Source organism: Pseudomonas sp. 57B-090624 (assembly GCF_003234055.1).
Taxonomy (GTDB): Bacteria; Pseudomonadota; Gammaproteobacteria; order Pseudomonadales; family Pseudomonadaceae; genus Metapseudomonas; species Metapseudomonas tohonis.
Genome location: NZ_QKRU01000050.1, coordinates 35,093 through 54,439, shown reverse-complemented (window position 1 = coordinate 54,439; position 19,347 = coordinate 35,093). Strand labels below are relative to the sequence as shown.

General features: G+C 69.1%; 21 protein-coding genes. 6 read left to right on the top strand and 15 right to left on the bottom strand.

The window, feature by feature from the left end:
- Positions 1 to 237: 237 nt before the first annotated feature.
- The 9 genes from DMX10_RS22085 to DMX10_RS22045 form a co-directional block, all read right to left on the bottom strand.
- Positions 238 to 540: a ribbon-helix-helix domain-containing protein gene (locus DMX10_RS22085; RefSeq protein ID WP_111263089.1), complete on the bottom strand. Its 303-nt coding sequence runs from the start codon at positions 538 to 540 to the stop codon at positions 238 to 240.
- Positions 541 to 1,007: 467 nt separating this feature from the next.
- The gene (locus tag DMX10_RS22080; RefSeq protein WP_111263088.1) at positions 1,008 to 1,589 is read right to left on the bottom strand and encodes a DJ-1/PfpI family protein; all 582 of its coding nucleotides are present in this window, start codon (positions 1,587 to 1,589) and stop codon (positions 1,008 to 1,010) included.
- Between the two features lie 88 nt (positions 1,590 to 1,677).
- A complete protein-coding gene (locus tag DMX10_RS22075; protein ID WP_111263087.1) occupies positions 1,678 to 2,241 on the bottom strand; it encodes a DUF2846 domain-containing protein in 564 nt (187 codons plus the stop codon).
- A 75-nt stretch (positions 2,242 to 2,316) separates the two neighbouring features.
- Positions 2,317 to 3,474, bottom strand: coding sequence for a phosphatidylserine/phosphatidylglycerophosphate/cardiolipin synthase family protein (locus DMX10_RS22070; RefSeq protein ID WP_111263091.1), 1,158 nt, complete (start codon positions 3,472 to 3,474; stop codon positions 2,317 to 2,319).
- Positions 3,471 to 4,052 carry a YceI family protein gene (locus DMX10_RS22065; protein ID WP_111263086.1) on the bottom strand — a complete coding sequence of 194 codons (582 nt, stop codon included), beginning with the start codon at positions 4,050 to 4,052 and terminating at the stop codon, positions 3,471 to 3,473. The genes DMX10_RS22070 and DMX10_RS22065 overlap by 4 nt, the downstream gene beginning before the upstream one ends.
- A gap of 142 nt (positions 4,053 to 4,194) precedes the next feature.
- Positions 4,195 to 5,502: an OprD family outer membrane porin gene (locus DMX10_RS22060; RefSeq protein ID WP_111263085.1), complete on the bottom strand. Its 1,308-nt coding sequence runs from the start codon at positions 5,500 to 5,502 to the stop codon at positions 4,195 to 4,197.
- A gap of 126 nt (positions 5,503 to 5,628) precedes the next feature.
- Complete coding sequence (locus DMX10_RS22055; RefSeq protein ID WP_111263084.1) at positions 5,629 to 6,399, bottom strand: IclR family transcriptional regulator; 771 nt, start codon at positions 6,397 to 6,399, stop codon at positions 5,629 to 5,631.
- Between the two features lie 194 nt (positions 6,400 to 6,593).
- Complete coding sequence (locus DMX10_RS22050; RefSeq protein WP_111263083.1) at positions 6,594 to 7,928, bottom strand: citrate-proton symporter; 1,335 nt, start codon at positions 7,926 to 7,928, stop codon at positions 6,594 to 6,596.
- Positions 7,929 to 7,945: 17 nt separating this feature from the next.
- Positions 7,946 to 9,154, bottom strand: coding sequence for a M20 aminoacylase family protein (locus tag DMX10_RS22045; RefSeq protein ID WP_111263082.1), 1,209 nt, complete (start codon positions 9,152 to 9,154; stop codon positions 7,946 to 7,948).
- A 181-nt stretch (positions 9,155 to 9,335) separates the two neighbouring features.
- Here DMX10_RS22045 and DMX10_RS22040 point away from each other — a divergent pair, with 181 nt between their 5' ends.
- On the top strand, positions 9,336 to 9,728 hold the full coding sequence (locus DMX10_RS22040; RefSeq protein ID WP_111263081.1) for a GFA family protein: 393 nt from the start codon (positions 9,336 to 9,338) through the stop codon (positions 9,726 to 9,728).
- Between the two features lie 145 nt (positions 9,729 to 9,873).
- On the opposite strand, the gene DMX10_RS22035 is transcribed toward DMX10_RS22040, so the two are convergent.
- The 4 genes from DMX10_RS22035 to DMX10_RS22020 all read right to left on the bottom strand — a co-directional run bounded on the left by DMX10_RS22035 (position 9,874) and on the right by DMX10_RS22020 (position 13,356).
- A complete protein-coding gene (locus tag DMX10_RS22035) occupies positions 9,874 to 10,206 on the bottom strand; it encodes an amidase (RefSeq protein WP_111263080.1) in 333 nt (110 codons plus the stop codon).
- Positions 10,203 to 11,315 carry a serine hydrolase gene (locus DMX10_RS22030; protein ID WP_111263079.1) on the bottom strand — a complete coding sequence of 371 codons (1,113 nt, stop codon included), beginning with the start codon at positions 11,313 to 11,315 and terminating at the stop codon, positions 10,203 to 10,205. The genes DMX10_RS22035 and DMX10_RS22030 overlap by 4 nt, the downstream gene beginning before the upstream one ends.
- Positions 11,316 to 11,424: 109 nt before the next feature.
- Positions 11,425 to 12,210 carry an MBL fold metallo-hydrolase gene (locus tag DMX10_RS22025; protein WP_111263078.1) on the bottom strand — a complete coding sequence of 262 codons (786 nt, stop codon included), beginning with the start codon at positions 12,208 to 12,210 and terminating at the stop codon, positions 11,425 to 11,427.
- Between the two features lie 261 nt (positions 12,211 to 12,471).
- On the bottom strand, positions 12,472 to 13,356 hold the full coding sequence (locus DMX10_RS22020; RefSeq protein ID WP_111263077.1) for an acyl-CoA dehydrogenase family protein: 885 nt from the start codon (positions 13,354 to 13,356) through the stop codon (positions 12,472 to 12,474).
- Positions 13,357 to 13,494: 138 nt separating this feature from the next.
- Here DMX10_RS22020 and olsB point away from each other — a divergent pair, with 138 nt between their 5' ends.
- On the top strand, positions 13,495 to 14,265 hold the full coding sequence (olsB, locus tag DMX10_RS22015; RefSeq protein WP_111263076.1) for an L-ornithine N(alpha)-acyltransferase: 771 nt from the start codon (positions 13,495 to 13,497) through the stop codon (positions 14,263 to 14,265).
- A gap of 14 nt (positions 14,266 to 14,279) precedes the next feature.
- Positions 14,280 to 15,053, top strand: a complete 774-nt coding sequence (locus tag DMX10_RS22010) for a 1-acyl-sn-glycerol-3-phosphate acyltransferase (protein WP_111263075.1) — start codon at positions 14,280 to 14,282, stop codon at positions 15,051 to 15,053.
- Positions 15,054 to 15,056: 3 nt separating this feature from the next.
- Here DMX10_RS22010 and DMX10_RS22005 read toward each other — a convergent pair whose 3' ends face one another.
- Positions 15,057 to 15,917: a universal stress protein gene (locus tag DMX10_RS22005; RefSeq protein ID WP_111263074.1), complete on the bottom strand. Its 861-nt coding sequence runs from the start codon at positions 15,915 to 15,917 to the stop codon at positions 15,057 to 15,059.
- Positions 15,918 to 15,986: 69 nt separating this feature from the next.
- On the bottom strand, positions 15,987 to 16,568 hold the full coding sequence (locus DMX10_RS22000) for an ACP phosphodiesterase (RefSeq protein ID WP_111263073.1): 582 nt from the start codon (positions 16,566 to 16,568) through the stop codon (positions 15,987 to 15,989).
- A gap of 138 nt (positions 16,569 to 16,706) precedes the next feature.
- Here DMX10_RS22000 and DMX10_RS21995 point away from each other — a divergent pair, with 138 nt between their 5' ends.
- From DMX10_RS21995 to DMX10_RS21985, 3 genes are read left to right on the top strand one after another with little or no spacing between them, the layout of a single operon-like run.
- Positions 16,707 to 17,015 (top strand): helix-turn-helix transcriptional regulator, encoded by a 309-nt coding sequence (locus tag DMX10_RS21995; protein WP_111263072.1) that lies wholly within the window; start codon positions 16,707 to 16,709, stop codon positions 17,013 to 17,015.
- Between the two features lie 44 nt (positions 17,016 to 17,059).
- Positions 17,060 to 18,223 carry an MFS transporter gene (locus DMX10_RS21990; RefSeq protein ID WP_111263071.1) on the top strand — a complete coding sequence of 388 codons (1,164 nt, stop codon included), beginning with the start codon at positions 17,060 to 17,062 and terminating at the stop codon, positions 18,221 to 18,223.
- A 15-nt stretch (positions 18,224 to 18,238) separates the two neighbouring features.
- Complete coding sequence (locus DMX10_RS21985; protein ID WP_111263070.1) at positions 18,239 to 19,288, top strand: alkene reductase; 1,050 nt, start codon at positions 18,239 to 18,241, stop codon at positions 19,286 to 19,288.
- Positions 19,289 to 19,347: the final 59 nt, after the last annotated feature.

Sequence of the window (19,347 nt, the reverse complement as noted above, 5' to 3'; positions counted from 1 at the left end):
GGCGGTGATGGCGCGGCGCTCGGCCAGGGACGGGTCGGCGAAGGCGCTGGTGCCGGCCAGCAGGCAGGCGGCGAGGAGGGAAACGGAAAAGAGGCGTTTGGCAGCCATGAAAGTAACTCCTGGGATCTGGACTCCAGCCACGACGGCGACTGGCAGGCGCGCGGCCAAGGCATCCCTGCCACGCGCGCGAACAGCCTAAACCGGCCGGTCAGGGAATTCCGCCGACCGCCGCAAGTTTCAGCCAGCCCGCCGGGGCAGCAGCGCCAGGTTGGCCGGCGCGCTGCGCTGGGCCAGGTAACGGGTGCAGCTCACCCGCAGGAAGGAGGCGAAGTTCACCACCTCGCCGCGGTAGTCCATGACCTCCTCGTAGAGCTTGGTGATCAGCTGATTGGTGGTCATGCCGTCCACCTCGGCGATCTCCCGCAGGATGTCCCAGAACTGGTTCTCCAGGCGCAGCGTGGTCACCACGCCGCGGATGCGCAGTGAGCGCGAGCGGGACTCGTAGAGGATCGGGTCGGCCTTTACATAGAGTTCGCACATGGGGCGGGTTCCTTTCTCGGGTGTGCCCTGAAAACCTGCAGGGGTGGATTCATTTGAACTTGGTAAACCACATCCTTGGGACGTCGTCATGAGCCATCGGCTCTGCCTATGACGACTCGACAGGATGAACCCGTGCCGTAGGGTGTGCCGTGCGCACCTCCGCTCGGTGCTTCCGGCGAGCTCCAGGTGCGCGCAGCACACCCTACGTCCGGAGTGAGCGACCGCTGCATGCTCCGCAGTCTTATGGTTCCCACGCTCAAAGAGCCAAAAGCAAAGCCAGGTTCCAAGAGCGTGGATGTTCACTCACCAAGCGGTGCTCAGCGGCGCCATTGTGCATCGAACGCCCACATGGCACCGCACCTTACGGGATGGCACTTCGTAGGATGGTGTAGAGCGAAGCGAACCCCATCAAACGGCGCCACAGGCGGCCCCGGGAATCCACTGATCCCCGGAACGCAGGCTCGCCCTTACAGGGTGATGCGGGTGCCCAGCACTTCGAGGAACTTCGCCAGCCAGGCCGGATGCGCCGGCCAGGCGGGGGCGGTGACCAGGTTGCCGTCGACGTGGGCCTGGTCCACGGGGATGTCCACGTACTCGCCACCGGCCAGGGTCACTTCCGGGCCGCAGGCCGGGTAGGCGCTGCAGGCGCGGCCCTTGAGCACGCCGGCGGCCGCCAGCAGCTGGGCGCCGTGGCAGACGGCGGCGATGGGTTTGCCCGCAGCGTCGAAGGCCTTCACCAGTTCGATGACCCGGGCGTTCAGGCGCAGGTACTCGGGGGCGCGGCCGCCGGGGACCAGCAGGGCGTCGTAGTCCTCGGCACGGACCTTGTCGAAGTCGAAGTTCAGCGCGAAGTTGTGGCCCGGCTTCTCGCTGTAGGTCTGGTCGCCTTCGAAGTCGTGAATGGCCGTGCGCACGCTCTGGCCGGCGCGCTTGTCCGGGCACACCGCATGCACGGTGTGACCGACCATCGACAGGGCCTGGAAGGGCACCATGGTTTCGTAGTCTTCGGCGTAGTCGCCGACCAGCATCAGGATCTTCTTCGCCGCCATGGCGGGTTCCTCCGTGTGGGGCCTTCGAGGATTCAAAGGGTAGACGAAGTATCCGCCCGCCCTCCCCGCGCCGGGTAACAGGCGGCTACTACAAGTCGTCCAGCGGCTCGCCGGCGGAACCGAAGCGCTGCAGCGCGTGCACTTCGCGGGTGGCGGCGATCTCGCTGGCGCCCAGCTCGGCGCCCACCAGTTGCAGCGGGCCGTCGCCCTGGGGCGGCAGCTCGGCATTCTGCGGCGGCGGGTTCAGCTCGTCGTAGCGCAGGTAGTAAGTGGCGCCGGCAGCGGCGTCGAGGGCGAAGCTGGTGATCTCGGTGAAGTCCAGCGGGCCGCCGGCGAAGAAGGTCCAGTAGCTGCCCAGCAGCGGGCGGCGCATCTCCAGGCGGTAGCTGGCGGTCTCGAACTCCAGGGGCAGGTAGCCGTTGCTCGGCAACGCGCCGATCAGCTCGCCATTGATGAACAGGCCCGGCGCCTCCAGCTCCTGGTCGGCCCAGTCGCTGCGCGGACGATAGAGGTAGACCAGGGCATGGTCGGCATCGCTTGGCGTGCGCGCGACGAAAGCCGGCCCGTCGGTGGCGCCGAAGAAGGCCCCGGGCGTGGAGCAGCCGGAAAGCAGCAGGGCGAGGAGCGACAGGGCGGGCAGCGGACGGCGCATGGGCGCATCTCTTGTTGTGGTCGTGCGCGGGAGATTAGCCGGCGCGGGCCCGGCCGACACCCGACAAAGGTTCGGCTAGCGGCGGCGGTCCAGCAGGTTGACGGCGAGGCGGTCGAGCCAGCCCCAGAGCCGCTGGTAGAAGCGCTTGATCAACGGTCGCGCATGCCAGGCCTCGAGGGTGATCTCGCGGCTGTCGTCGAAGTCGCGGCTCAGGCTGGCGGCCACCTCGGCGGTGAAGTGCCGGTCCAGCGCCTCCAGGTTGGCTTCCAGGTTGAAGCGCAGGTTCCAGTGGTCGAAGTTGCAGGAGCCGATGCTCACCCAGTCGTCCACCAGCACCATCTTCAGGTGCAAAAAGCGCGGCTGGTACTCGAAGATGCGCAGCCCGGCGCGCAACAGGCGCGGGTAATAGCGCTGGCCGGCGAAGCGCACCGGCGGGTGGTCGGTGTTGCGGCTGGTCAGCAGCAGGCGCACGTCGACACCCCGTCGCGCGGCCTTGAGCAGTGCGCGGCGAACCTTCCAGCTGGGCAGGAAATACGGCGTGGCCAGCCAAATGCGGGTCTTGGCGTTGCGGATGCTGCGCACCAGCGACTGCACGATGTCCCAGTGCTGGCGGGCGTCGGCGTAGGCCACCCGGCCCATGCCGATGCCGGCGGACGGCAGCGGCGGCAGGCGCTCCAGGCCCGGGGCCTCGTCGGGGCGCCAGGGCCGGCGATGCAGGTTGGCCAGCCACTGGTAGTCGAAGATCAGCTTCCAGTGCACCACCAGCGGCCCCTCGATGGCGACCATCGCCTCGTGCCAGCGGCTCTCGGGCTGCTCGGGCTCCCAGAACTCGTCGGTGGAGCCGGTGCCGCCCACGTAGGCGACGCGGTCGTCCACCACCAGCACCTTGCGGTGGTCGCGGTAGAAGTTGCGCACCCCGCGCCGCCAGCGCACCGGGTTGTAGAACTGCAGCTGCACGCCGGCCAGGACCATGCGCTGGCGCAGGGCGCTGCCGAGCTTCTTGCTGCCGAAGCCGTCGAACAGGCAACGCACCTTCACCCCGCGTTGCGCCGCCAGGCACAGCGCCTCGACCAGCGCCTCGCTGCAGCGCCCGTCTTCCACCAGGTAGAGCTCCAGGGATACGTGGTGCTCGGCCCGGGCGATGTCGGTGAGCATCGCGGGGAAGAAGCTCGGCCCGTCGATCAGCAGCTCGAAGCGGTTGCCGGACTTCCAGGGGAAGATGTGGCCCATCAGCGCGCGGTGAAGATCAGCACGGCACCCACCGGCACCGAGAGGCTGATGGAGGACAGCCCGGCCATCTCGCGCAGCATCCCGAGGGACTCGGTGAGGCCGAAGTCCTCCACCTGCAGCACCAGGGGCGCCAGGGTCACCACCTGGAATCGGCGGTCGTCCAGGCGCGTGGCCAGCAGCTCGGCCATGTACTCGTGCTCGCGGCCGTGCAGCTTCACCTTCAGCGGCAGGCGCAGCTCCAGCTGGGCACCGGGGGCCAGGTCGGTGATGGGGCGCAGGTCGAGCTGGGCGAAGACCTCGGCCTCGGGGTTGCGCTCGATCTCGAAGAACAGGTCGCGCAGGCGCTGGTCCCGCAGCGGGATGCCGGTGCTCACCGATTCCAGTTCGACGCGCAGGTGCGCCTTGCCGCTGTCGGCGATGGTGCCGTGCAGGGTGAGGAAGCGGTGGACCTCGGAGAGGTTGCCGCCCTTGGTGGAGATGAAGGAGAGGCGCGAGGACTCGTTGTCCAGGTACCAGTCGGCCTGCACCGGCAGCGCAAGGGCGCCGAGCAGGGCGGGAATGAGGGGGAATAGCTTGGCCATGCGGGCTCCTGTCGCACAATCGCGCCACCTTAAACCGGCAGTCGGTGCGCCTGCAAACCACAGGCACGGGGCGGCGAACGCTCATGGGGTCGGCGCCCGCCCCGCGAGGAGGGAGGCGGCCGGGAGGGTCCCGGCCAGCCGATCAGAAGCTATAGACGTAGTTCAGGTAAAGGCGTTCCGCATTGTGGGTGATGATGCCGGCAGGCCCCCGCGAGGGGGTGAAGCGGGTCACCCCGTCGGCGCGCCCCTTGGTGTGGAACTCGTTGTGCAGCCAGGCCAGGCTCAGGCCGTCGAGCAGGCCGGCGAAGCGGTATTGCAGCACGCCCTGGAATTCCCGACGGGAGAAGCCGTCATAGCCGGCGGCATGGTCGGAGAAGGCGTAGTGGCCGTCCAGGCGCAACCCCGGCAGGCCCAGCGCCGCGAAATCGGTGCCGGCCACCAGCTTGAACATCGCCTCGTCCTCGGCACCGAACAGGTAGAACAGCTTGGCGCTGCTGTTCCAGGTGCCGTGGTCCTGGCTGAAGAAGAAGCGGTCGAAGTCATCGCCCCGCACCTGGTTCCAGGTCATGCCCAGGTAGTGATGCGGCCAGCGCATGCGCGCGGAGAGGTCCAGGTAGCGCGCCCGGTGCGACGAGGTGGCGTCGTAGAGGCCCGGCACACCGCCGTAGTCGAACAGCCGCCCGGCATCCTGCTGGGCACCGAGGGTGGCGTAGAGATCGAGCAAGCGCGCCCCGCCCAGCGCGAGGCTGCGCTCGAGCTTCGCCGAGCCGACCCGCAGGTAGTCCTCCGACTCGCCGTATTCCAGCTTCAGCGTGCCGACGCCGGGCAGTTCCAGGCCCAGGGCGAACAGGTGCAAAGCGTCGATCTTCCGACCGCGGAAGTTGGTCAGGTCGTCCGCCCAGCCCGACTCGTTGCGCGCGCTGAAGCCCTCGATGCGGCTGTAGCGCAGCTCCAGGCCGGGACGGCGGAAATCCACGTCCGCCCCCAGGGTGGAGGGCGGCAGGACGCGGCTGAAGGGGTCGTCGTAGTACTGGGCGTAGCGCCGGCTCTTCTTGCCCAGCCCCAGTTGCAGCTCGCCCGGCTCGCCGGCCAGGCGCGCGCGCAGGTAGACCTCCACCGGCTTGGCGATGCCATGGGGGGATCGCACCGAATGGCCCGCTTCCAGGTTGCTGATGCTGGTGGCGTCGCGGCCCACGCGCAGGTCGTCGGCCAGCCCGTAGGCGTAGTCGAACCCCAGCACCTCGCGGTACCAGCCGGAGTTGAAGCCGAGCAGCGTGGCCTGCACCCATTCGTCCCGCACGGGGCCGACCTCGCCGCCGTTGCTCTCCTTCCAGTAGTACTGGCTGTAACGCACGGCGAGCTTGCTGTCTTCGAGGAAGGTGCCGCCCTGGCACAGGCCGGCGAGCGTGAGGCAGGCGAGACCCGCCAGGCCCTTTTCGAGCATGTTCATCTCATGTCCTTCTTGTTGTTCTGGATGAGGTGGATGCCGTCCGGACGGGCAGGCTCCATTGTCGATCCGGGACCGGGAAGGGCAATCGAATTGGGTTCCGCCCCACGGAACGGGGCGGAGGGGGCCTCAGCCGAGGCTGTGCTGCAGGTCGTCGACAGTGCCGGCGAGGTCGTCCAGGTGCCGCCGGCTGACACGCTCGACGCTGTCCTGATCCCTCGGCCAGTGCAGGGCCACACTGCCCACCAGGCGGCCCTGGCGGTGCACCGGCAGGGCCACCGCGCGGATCAGGAAAGGCAGGCGCACCGAGTATTCCCAGGAGCCTTCGATGCGCTCGCCGAAACCCTGGTCATGCGTCTGCCGATGGGCGAGCCGCAGCGTCTCGTCCGGCAGCGCGTGGCGCCTGGCGAGGCGTTGCAGCTCCTCGTCACCGAGGGTGGCAAGGCAGGCGCGCCCCATGGCGGAATCGGCGAGGCTGGCCTTCAGCCCCACCACCAGGCGATTGGTGGGGTAGCGCCGACGCAACACCTCGGGCACCGCGCTCTCCACCACGTGCAGGTCGTCCCCGTCGAAGAACGACAGGTCGGCCACCAGGCCGGTGCGCTCGGCCAATGCCCTGAGCAGGGGCGAGGCCCGTTCCACCAGGTGACGGGCGAAGCGCTGGTCCGGGTCGCCGAACAGGCGCTGGGCGCTGAGCCGGTAACGCCGATCGCACAGCCCCCGGTAGAGCCAGCCTTGGTCCAGCAGCGTATGCAGCAGCCGCGAGACGGTGGCCTTGGGCAGGCCGGTCAGGTAGTGCAGCTCCTCCAGCCCCAGCGAATCGTGTTCCCCCAGCAACTCGACGATGGCCAGGGCACGCTCCACCGAGCGCACGGTGCCGCTTTCTTCTCTGCTGCGCATTTGCGCCTCCCCCTCGCCAACCGAGGTCACGCCCGACTCCTGCACGCAACGGGCCCGCCTCGGCGGGCCCCGCTCTGGCCCCACCCTGCAGCGCCGGTGGGCAGCACTGCAACCCTCGGGCCCGCCGATCGCGGGCGCGGGGTCGCCACCCGCAGCCTGCGCAACGCGCGCGGCCAGGGCACGCTCGCAACGGCTCATTCGACCAGTCTCCGTGTGGCGTGGGCCAGCAGCCGGCGACGCTCGCGACGCTCCAGCGCGGCCGGGGCCCCTTCGCGCAGGTTCCAGGCCGCGACCAGCCCGATGCCGGCGGCGAACAGGACGTAATAGGACGGGGCGACCGGGTCGTCGGCCACCTGCGTCAGCCAGGTGACGATGAAGGGCGCGAAGCCGCCGAAGAGCATCACCCCCAGGTTGTTCGACAGCGCCAGGCCGGTGGAGCGCACCTCGGTGGGAAACTGCTCCGCGCCGGCGGTGGGGCCCGGACCGTAGAGGGTGCCGATGGCGGCGCACAGCAGCAGTTGCATCACCAGCAGGCGCTCCAGGCTGGGCGCCGCTGCCACCCAGGCGAACAGCGGGTAGACCAGCACGAAGAAGGCGAAGGTCCCCGCCAGCAGCACCGGCCGCCGGCCGTAGCGATCGGAGAGTGCGCCGGCGATGGGGATCACCAGGGTCATCAGCGCCACCGCCGCCATCTGCACCATGAACACCTGGTCCAGCGGCAGGCCGAGCTGCCTGTGGGCGAAGGTCGGCATGTTCACCAGCACCACGTAGAAGGCCACGGTGCCGCTGATGGTATTGCCCAGGGTCACCAGCACGGCGCGCCGGTTGTCCCGCAGCATCCGCCCCAGGCTGAGGTTATCCACAGCCTGGCGGGCGCGGCTTTCGAGGAAGGCCTCGGTCTCCTCCATGTTGCGGCGCATCCACAACCCCAACGGGCCGATCAGCAGGCCGACGACGAAGGGCAGGCGCCAACCCCAGCTGTCCAGCGCCTCGGGCGGGAGCGTGTGGGTCACCAGCGCGCCCATGCCGGAGCCGGCGAACACCGCCAGGCACTGGCCGAACAACTGCCAGGAGCCATAGAGGCCACGGCGGTGGGCCGGCGCGCATTCCACCAGGAAGGCCGTGGCGCTGGCGTACTCGCCGCCGGTGGCGAAGCCCTGGATCATCCGCGCGACCACGATCAGCAGCGGCGCACCCAGGCCGATGGCGGCGTAATCCGGGGCGAAGGCGATCAGGGCGATGGAGAAGGTCATCAGCAGGATGATCAGCTGCATCGCCGCCTTGCGTCCCTTGCGGTCGGCGTAGAGGCCCAGCAGCACGCCGCCGACCGGGCGCATGAAGAAGCCGACGCCGAAGGTGGCCAGGGCCATCAGCAGCGAGGCGTATTCGTTGTCGGAAGGGAAGAACAACCTGGCGATGATGCTCGCCAGGAAGCCGTAGACGATGAAGTCGTACCACTCCAGGGCGTTGCCGATGACGGCAGCGGTCACCTGGCGGCCGCGCGAGGCGCCGCGGGTTGGCGTGTGCATGGTGAGCCTCCGGGGGCTTAGGCGTGGGCGGCGGTCGCGCGGCTGGGCAGGTCGCTGCGGGCGGCCTGCAGCCAGGCCTCCGCCAGGGCGGCCCAATAGGCCGCGCCGCGCACGAGGATGTCGTCGTTGAAGTCGTAACCGGGGTTGTGGACCATCGGCCCCTCGCCGTTGCCGATCATCAGGTAGCTGCCGGGGCAGCGCTGCAGCATCCAGCCGAAGTCTTCACTGCCCATCAGCGTTTGCGCCTCCTGCACCGCGCCCTCCCCCAGCAGCCCGGTGGCCACGTCACGGGCGAAGGCGGTCTCGGCCACATGGTTGACCGTCACCGGGTAGGCCGGGCGGTGCTCGATGGCCACGCGGCAACCGTGGCTCGCGGCATGCCCACGGATGATGGCCGTGACCCGCTGCAGCTGCAGTTCACGCACCTGCGGGTCCAGTGCCCGCAGGCTCAGGCGCAGCAAGGCGGTCTGCGGGACGACGTTGGCCGCCTCCCCCGCCTGCAGCGCGCCCACGGTGACCACGGCGGCACGTTGCGCATCGATGTTGCGCGCCACCACCGTCTGCAACGCCATGACGATATCGGCGGCGGCCACCAGCGGGTCGATGCACAGGTGCGGCATGGAGCCGTGGCCGCCGACGCCTTCCAGGGTCACCTCCAGCAGGTCCTGCGAGGCCATCACCGGCCCGGCGCGGAAGGCCATGCGCCCCGCCTCCAGCCCCGGCATGTTGTGCATGGCGAACAGCGCATCGCAGGGGAAGCGTTCCAGCAGGCCGTCGGCGAGCATCGCCTCGGCGCCGCCCTGCCCTTCCTCGGCGGGCTGGAAGATCAGGTTGAGGGTGCCGTCGAAGCGCCCGGCCTCGGCCAGGTAGCGTGCGGCCCCCAGCAGCATCGCGGTGTGGCCGTCATGGCCGCAGGCGTGCATGCAGCCGGCGTGGCGGCTGCTGTGGGCGACCCCGGTGGCTTCGCTGATGGGCAGCGCATCCATGTCGGCGCGCAGCCCCAGCCGCCGCGAGCCATCGCCACGGCGCAGCACGCCGACCACGCCGGTGCGGCCGATGCCCCGGTGCACCTGGTAGCCCCAGCCCTCCAGGGCACGGGCCACCAGAGCGGCGGTGCGGGTTTCCTCGAAGCCCAGTTCGGGATGGGCGTGGATGTCCTGGCGCAGGCGGCGCAACGCGTCGTCGATGCCATCGAGCCAGGCAGGGATATGCGCGTAACGGGTCATTGTTGTTGTTCTCCTCGTCATGGCCGCCCGGGAAGGCGGCCCGGCGCCAGTCAAGCGCCACGGGGCGAGGAGGACAATCGAAGACGGTTCCACAGGGTGGAACAGGGCACTGCCGCCTGGCCGCACACAGCCGCTGCCCGCTATAAGAAATGCCTCGGTCCGTCTTCAGAGGAGATTCGCCATGGAACGATTCACCGGTGGTTGCCTGTGCGGCGCGGTGCGCGTCGTCGCCTCCGGGCGCCCGTATCGGGTCGGCCTGTGCCACTGCCTGGACTGCCGCAAGCACCACGGCGCGCTGTTCCACGCCTCGGCGATCTTCCCCGTGGATGCGGTGGCGATCGAGGGCGAGGTGGGGGAGTACGCCGGGCGCTGCTTCTGCCCCCGCTGCGGCTCCTCGGTATTCGGACGCAGCGGCGACGAGATCGAGGTGAACCTCGGCGCCCTGGACGCCCCCGACCAGTTGCAACCGACCTACGAGCTGTGGACGGTGCGCCGCGAAGCCTGGCTACCGCCCTTCCCCCTCGCCCGGCACTACGAGCGCGACCGCGACGAAAGCAGCCGTTTCGAGGCGTGAAGCCAATGACACGGCCTGCGTGAGCGATCGTTACCTGAGAGGGCCTGCTCAGGAGCGTGCTTGCCAGGTCTCTCACGCCCCTGCCGCCTACGCATTGATGGGTTTCGCTTCGCTCTACCCATCCTACGAAATGGGCATGTCGCCGTCAGGGCAGGCTGTCCGCCTGCGGTAGCAGCTGGCAGCCCTGGCGCGGGCCGAGCCAGGCGGCGGTGGAGGTGGCGCCGAGGCCACGGGAGGTCACGCGCTTGGCGGCGGCATCATCGAGGAATGCGCTGGTGGGCACGTACTGCTTCACGTAGCCCACGCAATAGTCCGACGGGTTGTCCATGACGTAACGGCAGGAGCAGTACTCCTTGGCGGTGTAGGCGCTGATGATGCCGGGGAAGGCCCGGATGTGGACGCGGTTCTGCCAGGCGAGGCCGGCCAGCACCAGGAGCAGCAGGGCCAGGACGGCGAGGATCGGGTGGCGGCGGATCATGGCTGCACCTCCTGGGCGAAGGCGGCCTGGGCCAGTTTGAGGAACGTGTTGTGCTGGTAGCTGCCGTCGCGGTCATCGGCGTAGCGGACGATCACCAGTTTCTGCGCCGGCAGCACGTAGAGCGCCTGGCCCCAGTGGCCGAGGGCGGCGAAGGTGTCTTCGGGCGCGTCCGGCCAGGGCTTGGCGCTGCCGGCCACCACCGCGTTGAGCCACCAGTGCCCGCCGGGCACTGCATCGTCGGGGTGCTTGGGGTCGGTGCGGAATTCAGCGAAGGGCTTGCGGTTGAACGCCACCCATTCCCTGGGCAGCAGCTGGCGCTCGCCCCAGCGCCCGTCGCGCTGCATCAGCAGGCCGACGCGGGCGAGGTCACGGGCGCTCATGTAGGCGTAGGAGGAGCCGACGAAGGTGCCGGCGGCGTCGGTTTCCCACACCGCCGAGCGGATGCCCAGCGGGTCGAACAGCGCAGTCCAGGGGTAGTCCTTGTAGGCATCCCCGACCATGCCCCTGAGCGCGGCGGAGAGCACGTTGCTGTCGCCACTGGAGTAGCGGAAGCGCTTGCCGGGCACGGCATCCAGCGGGTGCGCGGCGGCGAAGGCGGCCATGTCGCCACGGCCACGGGTGTAGAGCATGGCCACCACCGAGGACTTCAGCGGCGCGTATTCGTAGTCTTCCTGCCAGGCGAGGCCCGAGGCCCAGTGCAGCAGGTGGTTCATCTGCACCGCAGCATGGCCGGCGAAGGCCGGGTAGTGGCGGGCGACCGGGTCGTCGAGCGTGAAGCGGCCTTCGCCATAGGCTACGCCCAGGGTGGCGGCGAGCAGGCTCTTGCTTACCGACCAGGTGAGGTGTGGCGTCTCGGCGCGGGTGGGGCCGGCATAGCGTTCGTAGATGAGTTCGCCATCGCGGATCACCACCACGGCATCGGTGCGCACGCCCTTGCGCTGGGCATCGTCACGGGCGGGGAAGGCATAGGCCTCGAAGGCGTCGAGGGCGGCGCCGGAGGGCCTGGCACCCTGTGCCCAGTCGGCACCGGGCCAGGTCTCGGCGTGGGCGAGCGTGGCGGCGCAGAAGCCGAGGGCCAGGCTCAGGGTTCGCAGCAGCGGGACGGGCATTGGTCAGCCTCTTGTTGTCAGCGGAGGCGGAACCGTAGCACGGGGAATATGACGCTAAAAAGCGCCGAACGTGCCGCTTGCGGGGACATTCGGCGCGAAAGGTCAGTGCTCAGCGGGGCAGCCGGTAATCGTCCGGGCCCATCAGGTCGAGGCCGCATTGCAGGTTCTCGATCCAGTAGAGGAAGGCACTGATCATCTCCTTGCCGACGAAGGGGCGGCCGTGCTGCGGCACGATCATCTCCACGTCCATCTCGCGGACCATGGCGGCCCACAGGCGACAGGCCTTGTTGCCGGCCATGTAGCGACGGTGGAAGCCCTCCATCTCCGGCACATGGTTGACGAAATCACGCACCGGGTTGGCGTCGTCGACCATGGATGCGCCCATGTCGCCGGAGAAGAGGATCTTGCTGATCGGGTCGTAGATCTGGAAGTTGCCCACCGAGTGCAGGAAGTGCGCCGGCACCGCCTTGAGGTTGCAACGCCCCAGCGGGATCGACTGGCCACGGTCGGGCAGCGCGATGATGCGGTCGTAGGTGGAGATGCCGTGGCTGATGGCCAGGTAGTTGGCCGTCAGGTGCGGCAGGAAGCGCGCCCAGAGCTTGGAGCAGATGACCTTGGCGCGGGTGTGCAGCAGCCACTTGTCCAGCGACGCGATGATGTCCGGGTCCTGGTGGGAGGCGAAGATGTAGGTCAGCTCCTGCAGCGGGATGTGCTTGGACAGCTCCAGCGACAGAGGGGTGTAGGTCAGGTCGCCGCCCGGGTCGAGCAGCAGGTATTGCTCATGATCGGTGATCAGGAACTGGTTGGACTGCACGCCATCACCACTGACCAGGTCGTCGAACATCAGGCATTGGTGGGCGCCGTTGTCGAACAGCACTATGGGTTCACGCCGCATGGAAACCTCGAATTGGTTGCGGCGGCCAGAATCGTGGTTGTGGATTTTTCCCGTACTGACCTGAATCAAGCGAACCCGGCGTCAAGGGCGAAAACGTCGCAGGGACGCGCGCCGTGTCGCGATGGGTGGGGGTGGATCGGGGCGCAGGGTGGAGGACGCTCTTTTCCTCCACCAGGCGAGGCCCGGCCGGGCCCCCGATGATGGGTTTCGCGTAGCGCTACCCATCCTACGAACCCGGCCCAACCTACGGAGCTCTGCAGTTCAGACCAGGCCGAGGCTGGCGCGGGCTTTTTCCAGGCGTTTGGCGCGGGGGCCGACGGCGAGGCTGAGCACGCCCTGGTCGCGCTGCCAGAGGCCGGCCCACTCCTGCGGGCCTTCGGCCAGCGCGGCTTCCAGCTCGGGGCGCAGGCCGTCGAACTGGGCGAACAGGCCGGCCAGCATCAGGTGCATCACCGGGCTGGTGGCGCACAGGCGCGAAACCTCGGCTGCGCTGCCCAGCAGCCCCAGCAGGCGCAGCTGCAGGGCTTCCGGCCAGCCGCTGTCACGGCCGATGCCGAGCAGCCAGCCACCGATGGCGGCGAGCACGTGCAGGTCCTCGATGCTGCGGAAGGGCTTCACGTAGGCATCCCAGCCATCGCCGGCCAGGCGCTCGCAATGGGCGCCGTCCAGGTGCAGGCGGGCGTGGGGGATATCCGGCATCAGCGGCAGCGACGGCAAGCGCTCGATGCGTACGCCCGGGTCGCCGTTGCGCACCACCACCAGGGCCAGGCGCGGCGGCTGGCCTTCGGCTTCCTCGCGGGCGGCCACCAGCAGCCAGTCGGCGGCGTCGGCGGCAGTGACGAAATCCTTGCGCCCGGACAGGCTCAGCCCGCTCAGGCGGGTCTGCATGTCCGCCGGGCGGGTGCTGCGGCTTTCGGTCACGCACAGGGCGCCGAGGCTCTGCGGTGCCGATGGCCAGAGCAGGCGCAGCGCGCCCTGGTAGCCCGCGAGGAAGGCCAGGCCCGGCGTCGCGGCGAGCCGCCCGCCGAGCACCGCCAGCTCGAAGGGCGAGGCTTCGCCCAGGCGCTCCAGCAGCGTGCCGTACCAGTCCTCCAGGGGGGCGGTGGGCAGGCGATCGTTGATATCCAGCAGGCGTTGCCAGGTCATGTCGGGCTCCTTGGGTCGCTGTCATTCAAGCATCACGGAAACGTCATGGTGGTGACACCGGGTCTCCCTAGCCTGACTTTGCACAACAAGATCGACCGGCTGCAACCGGGATCTAGCCGGCTAACGGAGGCTTCATTCATGACTCAGATCGCCATCACCCGCGACAACGCCGCCCGCGGCGAGAAAAGCCCACGCCGCCTGCAGGCCGAGCGCCTGACCGGCATCGCCGCGCTGCGTGAAGCCCAGGCCCTGCGCTACCAGGTGTTCAGCGCGGAGTTCGACGCCAAGCTCAAGGGCGCCGAGTTCGGCCTCGACATGGACGACTACGATCCGCATTGCATGCACATCGGCGTGCGCGACCTGGACAGCGACCGCCTGGTGGCCACCACCCGCCTGCTCGATCACCGCGCCGCCCACGACATCGGCCGCTTCTACAGCGAGGAGGAATTCCAGCTGGTAGGCCTGGGCGACCTGCAAGGCCCGGTGCTGGAGATCGGCCGCACCTGCGTCGACCCGGCCTACCGCAACGGCGGCACCATCGCCGTGCTCTGGAGCGAGCTGGCCGAGGTGCTCAACGAAGGCGGCTACCGCTACCTGATGGGCTGCGCCAGCATCCCCATGCAGGACGGCGGCATCCAGGCCCAGGCCATCATGCAGCGCCTGCGCGAGCGCTACCTGTGCACCGAACACCTGCGTGCCGAACCGCGCACCCCGCTGCCGGCACTGGAGTTGCCCGGCAACGTCATCGCCGAGATGCCGCCGCTGCTCAAGGCCTACATGCGCCTGGGCGCGAAGATCTGCGGCGAGCCCTGCTGGGACCAGGACTTCCAGGTCGCCGACGTGTTCATCCTGCTCAAGCGCGACGAGCTCTGCCCGCGCTACGCCCGCCACTTCAAGGCGGCGGTCTGAACGGAGGCACCGGCATGAGCAAGCTGCGCCTGTACCTGCGCATCGCCCGCCTGCTGGCGGTGGTCGGCCTCGGCCTGCTGCTGGCCTGCTGGGTCGGGATGCTGGAGCGCCTGTTCCGGGGCCGCGACCTGATGGTGCGGCGCCAGCGCCTGACCCGCTGGTTCCTCGCCCGCCTGAGCGCTGCCCTGCCCTTTCGCGTGAAGGTGACGGGGGCCGTACCGCGCCAGCCGATGCTATGGGTGTCCAACCACGTGTCCTGGACCGATATCCCGCTGCTGGGCATGCTCGCGCCGCTGTCGTTCCTGTCCAAGGCCGAAGTCCGTGCCTGGCCGGTCGCCGGCTGGCTGGCGCACAAGGCCGGGACGCTGTTCATCCGCCGTGGCGCGGGCGACAGCAACCTGGTGGGCCAGCAACTCGCCCGCCACCTGGGGCTGGGCCGCCAGCTGGCGATCTTCCCCGAAGGCACCACCACCGACGGCAGCCTGCTGCGCACCTTCCACAGCCGCCTGCTGACCAGCGCCTGCGAAACCGGCGTGCCGGTGCAACCGGTGGCGATCCGTTACCTGCGCGACGGCCAGCGTGACGGGATAGCACCCTTCATCGGCGACGACGATCTGCTCTCGCACCTGCTGCGCCTGCTGGGCAGCGAGGTGGCCGAGGTGGAGATCCACCTGCTGCCGCCCATCCCCACGCTCGACCAGAGCCGCACGGTGGTCAGCCGCCAGGCCCATGACGCGATCCGTACGCGGCTGTTCGGCGAGGAAGCCGCCGAGGAGCTGGCGGCCTGAACCTCAGTCCCGCCCCGGCGGGACCGCGAGGATGTCGCACTCGAATTCGCGCAGCGCCGCATCGGCGACGCTGCCGATCAGCACTCGCTTGATCCCGCCCATGCCCCGGGTGCCCAGCACCAGCAGGTCCGGTGGCGAGTCGGCCATGACCCGGCGCAGGACGGTCATCGGCAACCCTTCTTCCACCCGTTGCTCCCCCACCACGCCCAGCAGGCCCTGCTCTTCGAGGAAGCCGGCCAGGTTGAGCCGCGCATTGCGCTCTTCGCTGGAGAGGTGATCGTCGAGCATCGGGGTGGTGATGCCGGCGTTCATCAGCATCACCTTGGCGAAGGGCTCGAAGGCGTGCACCGCCCGGCAACGCGCGCCATCCATCAGCCCCAGCGCCTTGGCCGCCCGCACGGCACGGGCCGAGGTGGGCGAGAGGTCGAGGGCCAGCACCAGGTCACGGTAGGAGGACTCGGGCTCGCGGTTGACCACCAGCACCGGTTTCTCGCAGGTGCGCACCACGCGCTCGAGGGTGGTGCCGACGAAGACGTCGCGCAGGGCGTTGCGCCGGTGAACCCCCATCACCAGCAGGTCGATGTCGCCCCAGCGCGCGCATTCGGCGATGCGCGGCGCCGGGTCGCCGGCCTCCACCCAAATTTCCGGGGCGCGGCCGGCCCGTTCGGTGAATTCGCCGAGGCGCGCCTGGAGGTCGCGGCGGATCTGCTCGACCTCCAGCTCGACGCGCAGCTGCGGCTGGTCGCTGTCGACCACGTGAAGGATGAACCAGGGGCAATCGAACTGCCGCACCAGGCTTGCGGCGCGCAGCAGGGCGCGCTCGGAGCGCGAGGACAGGTCGGTCGCCAGCAGCAGGGATTTCATGGGGCACCTCCGTAACCCGTTAGCTACGGATATTGCACGCCGCTACGGGGCTATGGCGCTTGATGCAGGTCAAGCGCGGCGGGATGCCGCGGAGGCGAAGCCCTGCAGTTCGGGGTAGAAGCGACGGAAGGTATCGCTGAGCGGCTCGTACAGCCGCTCGATCTCCGCGAAGGCGCCGTCCAGCAGGCCGGGACGGGAGAAGCGCCGCGACATGCCGAGCAGCACCTGCTCGATGATCGCGAAGTCGCGGTAGCTGCCGAGCCAGTCCTGCGCGGCCATGCGCGGGGCGATGAAGGCCAGCCGCTCGGGCAGCGCCGGCTCCTCGGCCAGCACCCGGTAGACCTGGCCGGTGAAGGCCGGTAGCGGCACCTCGGCATAGCGCTGCCAGTCACGCGCCAGGCAGTGGTCGAAGAACAGGTCGAGCAGGATGCTGGCGACGCGGCGGCGCTCGGCCGGGAACAGCGCCCTGGCCTCGGCGGTCAGCGGGTGGGCATCGGTGAACACGTCGATGCGCCGATGCAGGCGGATGCCGGCCTCGATGTCCGCCGGCCAGCGCCCGTCCAGCGGCCCCTTGACGAAGTCGCCGTAGAGGCTGCCGAGCAGTTGGGCGGGCTGGTCGCCGCCGAGGTGCAGGTGGGCGAGGTAATTCATCGGCCAAGCTTACGCCCATGGCCGGGGGCGCTTCCATCAGCCGGCGTGATGAAGACTATCGGCACAAACGATCCCGTATCGCCTGGAGCCGATATATAGTTCGTCCATTCCCGATATGGCTTCACCCGGACCACTCGAATGACCACGCCCATCGACATCGACGAAATCATCAAGGCCCTCGCCCACCCGGTGCGGCGCGAGATGCTGCAGTGGCTGAAAGACCCGCACAAGCACTTCGTCGAGCAGGACCACCCGTTCGAGATCGGCGTCTGCGCCGGCAAGTTCGACCAGCGCACGGGGCTGTCGCAATCCACCGTCTCGGTGCACCTGGCGACCCTGCAGCGTGCCGGGCTGGTCACCAGCCGCAAGGTGGGGCAGTGGAACTTCTTCAAAAGAAATGAAGCCGTAATCAGTGAATTTCTTCGCCAGATGAGCGACGAGCTCTAGGCCTTCATACCTGCCACAACCCTCAACTCTCCAGGAGCAGGCCAATGCCGACTTCGCTTCTCGTCCTCGCTTTGTCCGCGTTTGCCATCGGCACCACGGAGTTCGTGATCATGGGGCTGCTGCCCGATGTGGCCGCCGACCTCGGCGTGTCGATTCCCGGTGCCGGCTGGCTGGTCACCGGCTACGCCCTGGGCGTGGCCGTGGGCGCCCCGTTCATGGCCATGGCCACGGCCCGCTTCCCACGCAAGGCCGCGCTGCTGGCGCTGATGGGCATCTTCATCCTCGGCAACCTGCTGTGCGCGGTGGCCGCCAACTACGAACTGCTGATGCTGGCGCGGGTGATCACCGCCCTCTGCCACGGTGCCTTCTTCGGCATCGGTTCGGTGGTCGCCGCCAGCCTGGTGCCGGAGAACCGCAAGGCCTCGGCCGTGGCGCTGATGTTCACCGGCCTGACCCTGGCCAACGTGCTCGGCGTGCCCCTGGGTACCGCGCTGGGCCAGGCCGCCGGCTGGCGCTCGACCTTCTGGGCCGTGACCCTGATCGGCGTCGCCGCACTGATCGGCCTGTGGCGCGTGCTGCCCAACCGGCATGACGAAGAGAAGGCCGACATGCGCAGTGAACTGGCCGCGCTCAACGGCGCGGGGCTGTGGCTGGCGCTGTCGACCACCGTGCTGTTCTCCGCTGCGGTGTTCTGCATCTTCACCTACGTGGCGCCGCTGCTGGGCGAGGTCACCGGCGTCTCGCCCCGGGGCGTGACCCTGAGCCTGCTGCTGATCGGCCTGGGCCTGACCCTGGGCAATGTCATCGGCGGCCGCCTGGCCGACTGGAAGCTGGCGCAGACCCTGATGGGCGTGTTCGCCGCCCTGGCCGTCGCCTCCACGGCGCTGAGCTGGACCAGCGTGGCGCTGATTCCCACCGAGATCACCCTGTTCCTCTGGGCCACGGCCGCCTTCGCCGCCGTGCCCGCCCTGCAAGTCAACGTGGTGGCCTTCGGCGCTGGTGCGCCGAACCTGGTCTCCACCCTCAACATCGGCGCCTTCAACGTGGGCAACGCCCTCGGCGCCTGGGTCGGCGGCCTGGTCATCGACCAGGGCCTGGGCCTGACCCGTGTCCCACTGGCCGCAGCCGTGCTGGCGATCCTCGCCCTGGTCGCGACCGTCCTGACCTTCAGTCAACGCAAACCCGAGCTGGAAACCGCTCTCGACTAATCCGAGGTGTATCCCATGGCAACGCTTTTCGATCCCATCAAGATCGGCGAACTGGAACTCGCCAACCGCATCATCATGGCCCCGCTGACCCGCTGCCGCGCCGACGAGGGCCGTGTGCCCAACGCGCTGATGGCCGAGTACTACACCCAGCGCGCGTCCGCCGGCCTGATCATCAGCGAGGCCACCTCCGTGACCCCGCTGGGCGTCGGCTACCCCGACACCCCCGGCATCTGGAGCGACGAGCAGGTCAAGGGCTGGAGCAACATCACCAAGGCGGTGCACGCCAACGGCGGCAAGATCGTCCTGCAGCTGTGGCACGTGGGCCGCATCTCCGACCCCAGCTACCTGGGCGGCGAAACCCCGGTCGCACCCAGCGCCATCGCCGCCAAGGGCCACGTCAGCCTGCTGCGCCCGCTGCGTGACTACCCGGTGCCCCGTGCCCTGGAAACCGAAGAGATCGGCGACATCATCGAGGCCTACCGCGTGGGCGCCGAGAACGCCCAGGCCGCCGGCTTCGACGGCGTGGAGCTGCATGCCGCCAACGGTTACCTGATCGACCAGTTCCTGCAGGACAGCACCAACAAGCGCACCGACCTCTACGGTGGCTCCCTGGAGAACCGCGCACGCCTGCTGCTGGAGGTGACCGACGCGCTGATCAAGGTGTGGGGCGCCGGCCGCGTGGGCGTGCACCTGGCGCCGCGCGCCGACTCCCACGACATGGGCGACTCCAACCGCGCCGAGACCTTCGGCTACGTCGCCCGTGAGCTGGGCAAGCGAGGCGTGGCCTTCATCTGCGCCCGCGAGAAGGCCGCCGACGACAGCCTGACCCCGAGCCTGAAGGAAGCCTTCGGCGGCGTGTTCATCGCCAACGAACGCTTCACCAAGGAACAGGCCAACGCCTGGCTGGCCGAAGGCAAGGCCGACGCCGTGGCCTTCGGCATCCCCTTCATCGCCAACCCCGACCTGCCGGCACGCCTGGCCCAGGACGCACCGCTGAACGAGCCGCACCCGGAAACCTTCTACGGCAAGGGCCCGGTCGGCTACATCGACTACCCGCGCCTGTAAGCGGCAACGCTGGCGATACAGCAAAGCCCCGGCCCGCAAGGCCGGGGCTTTTTCGTGGC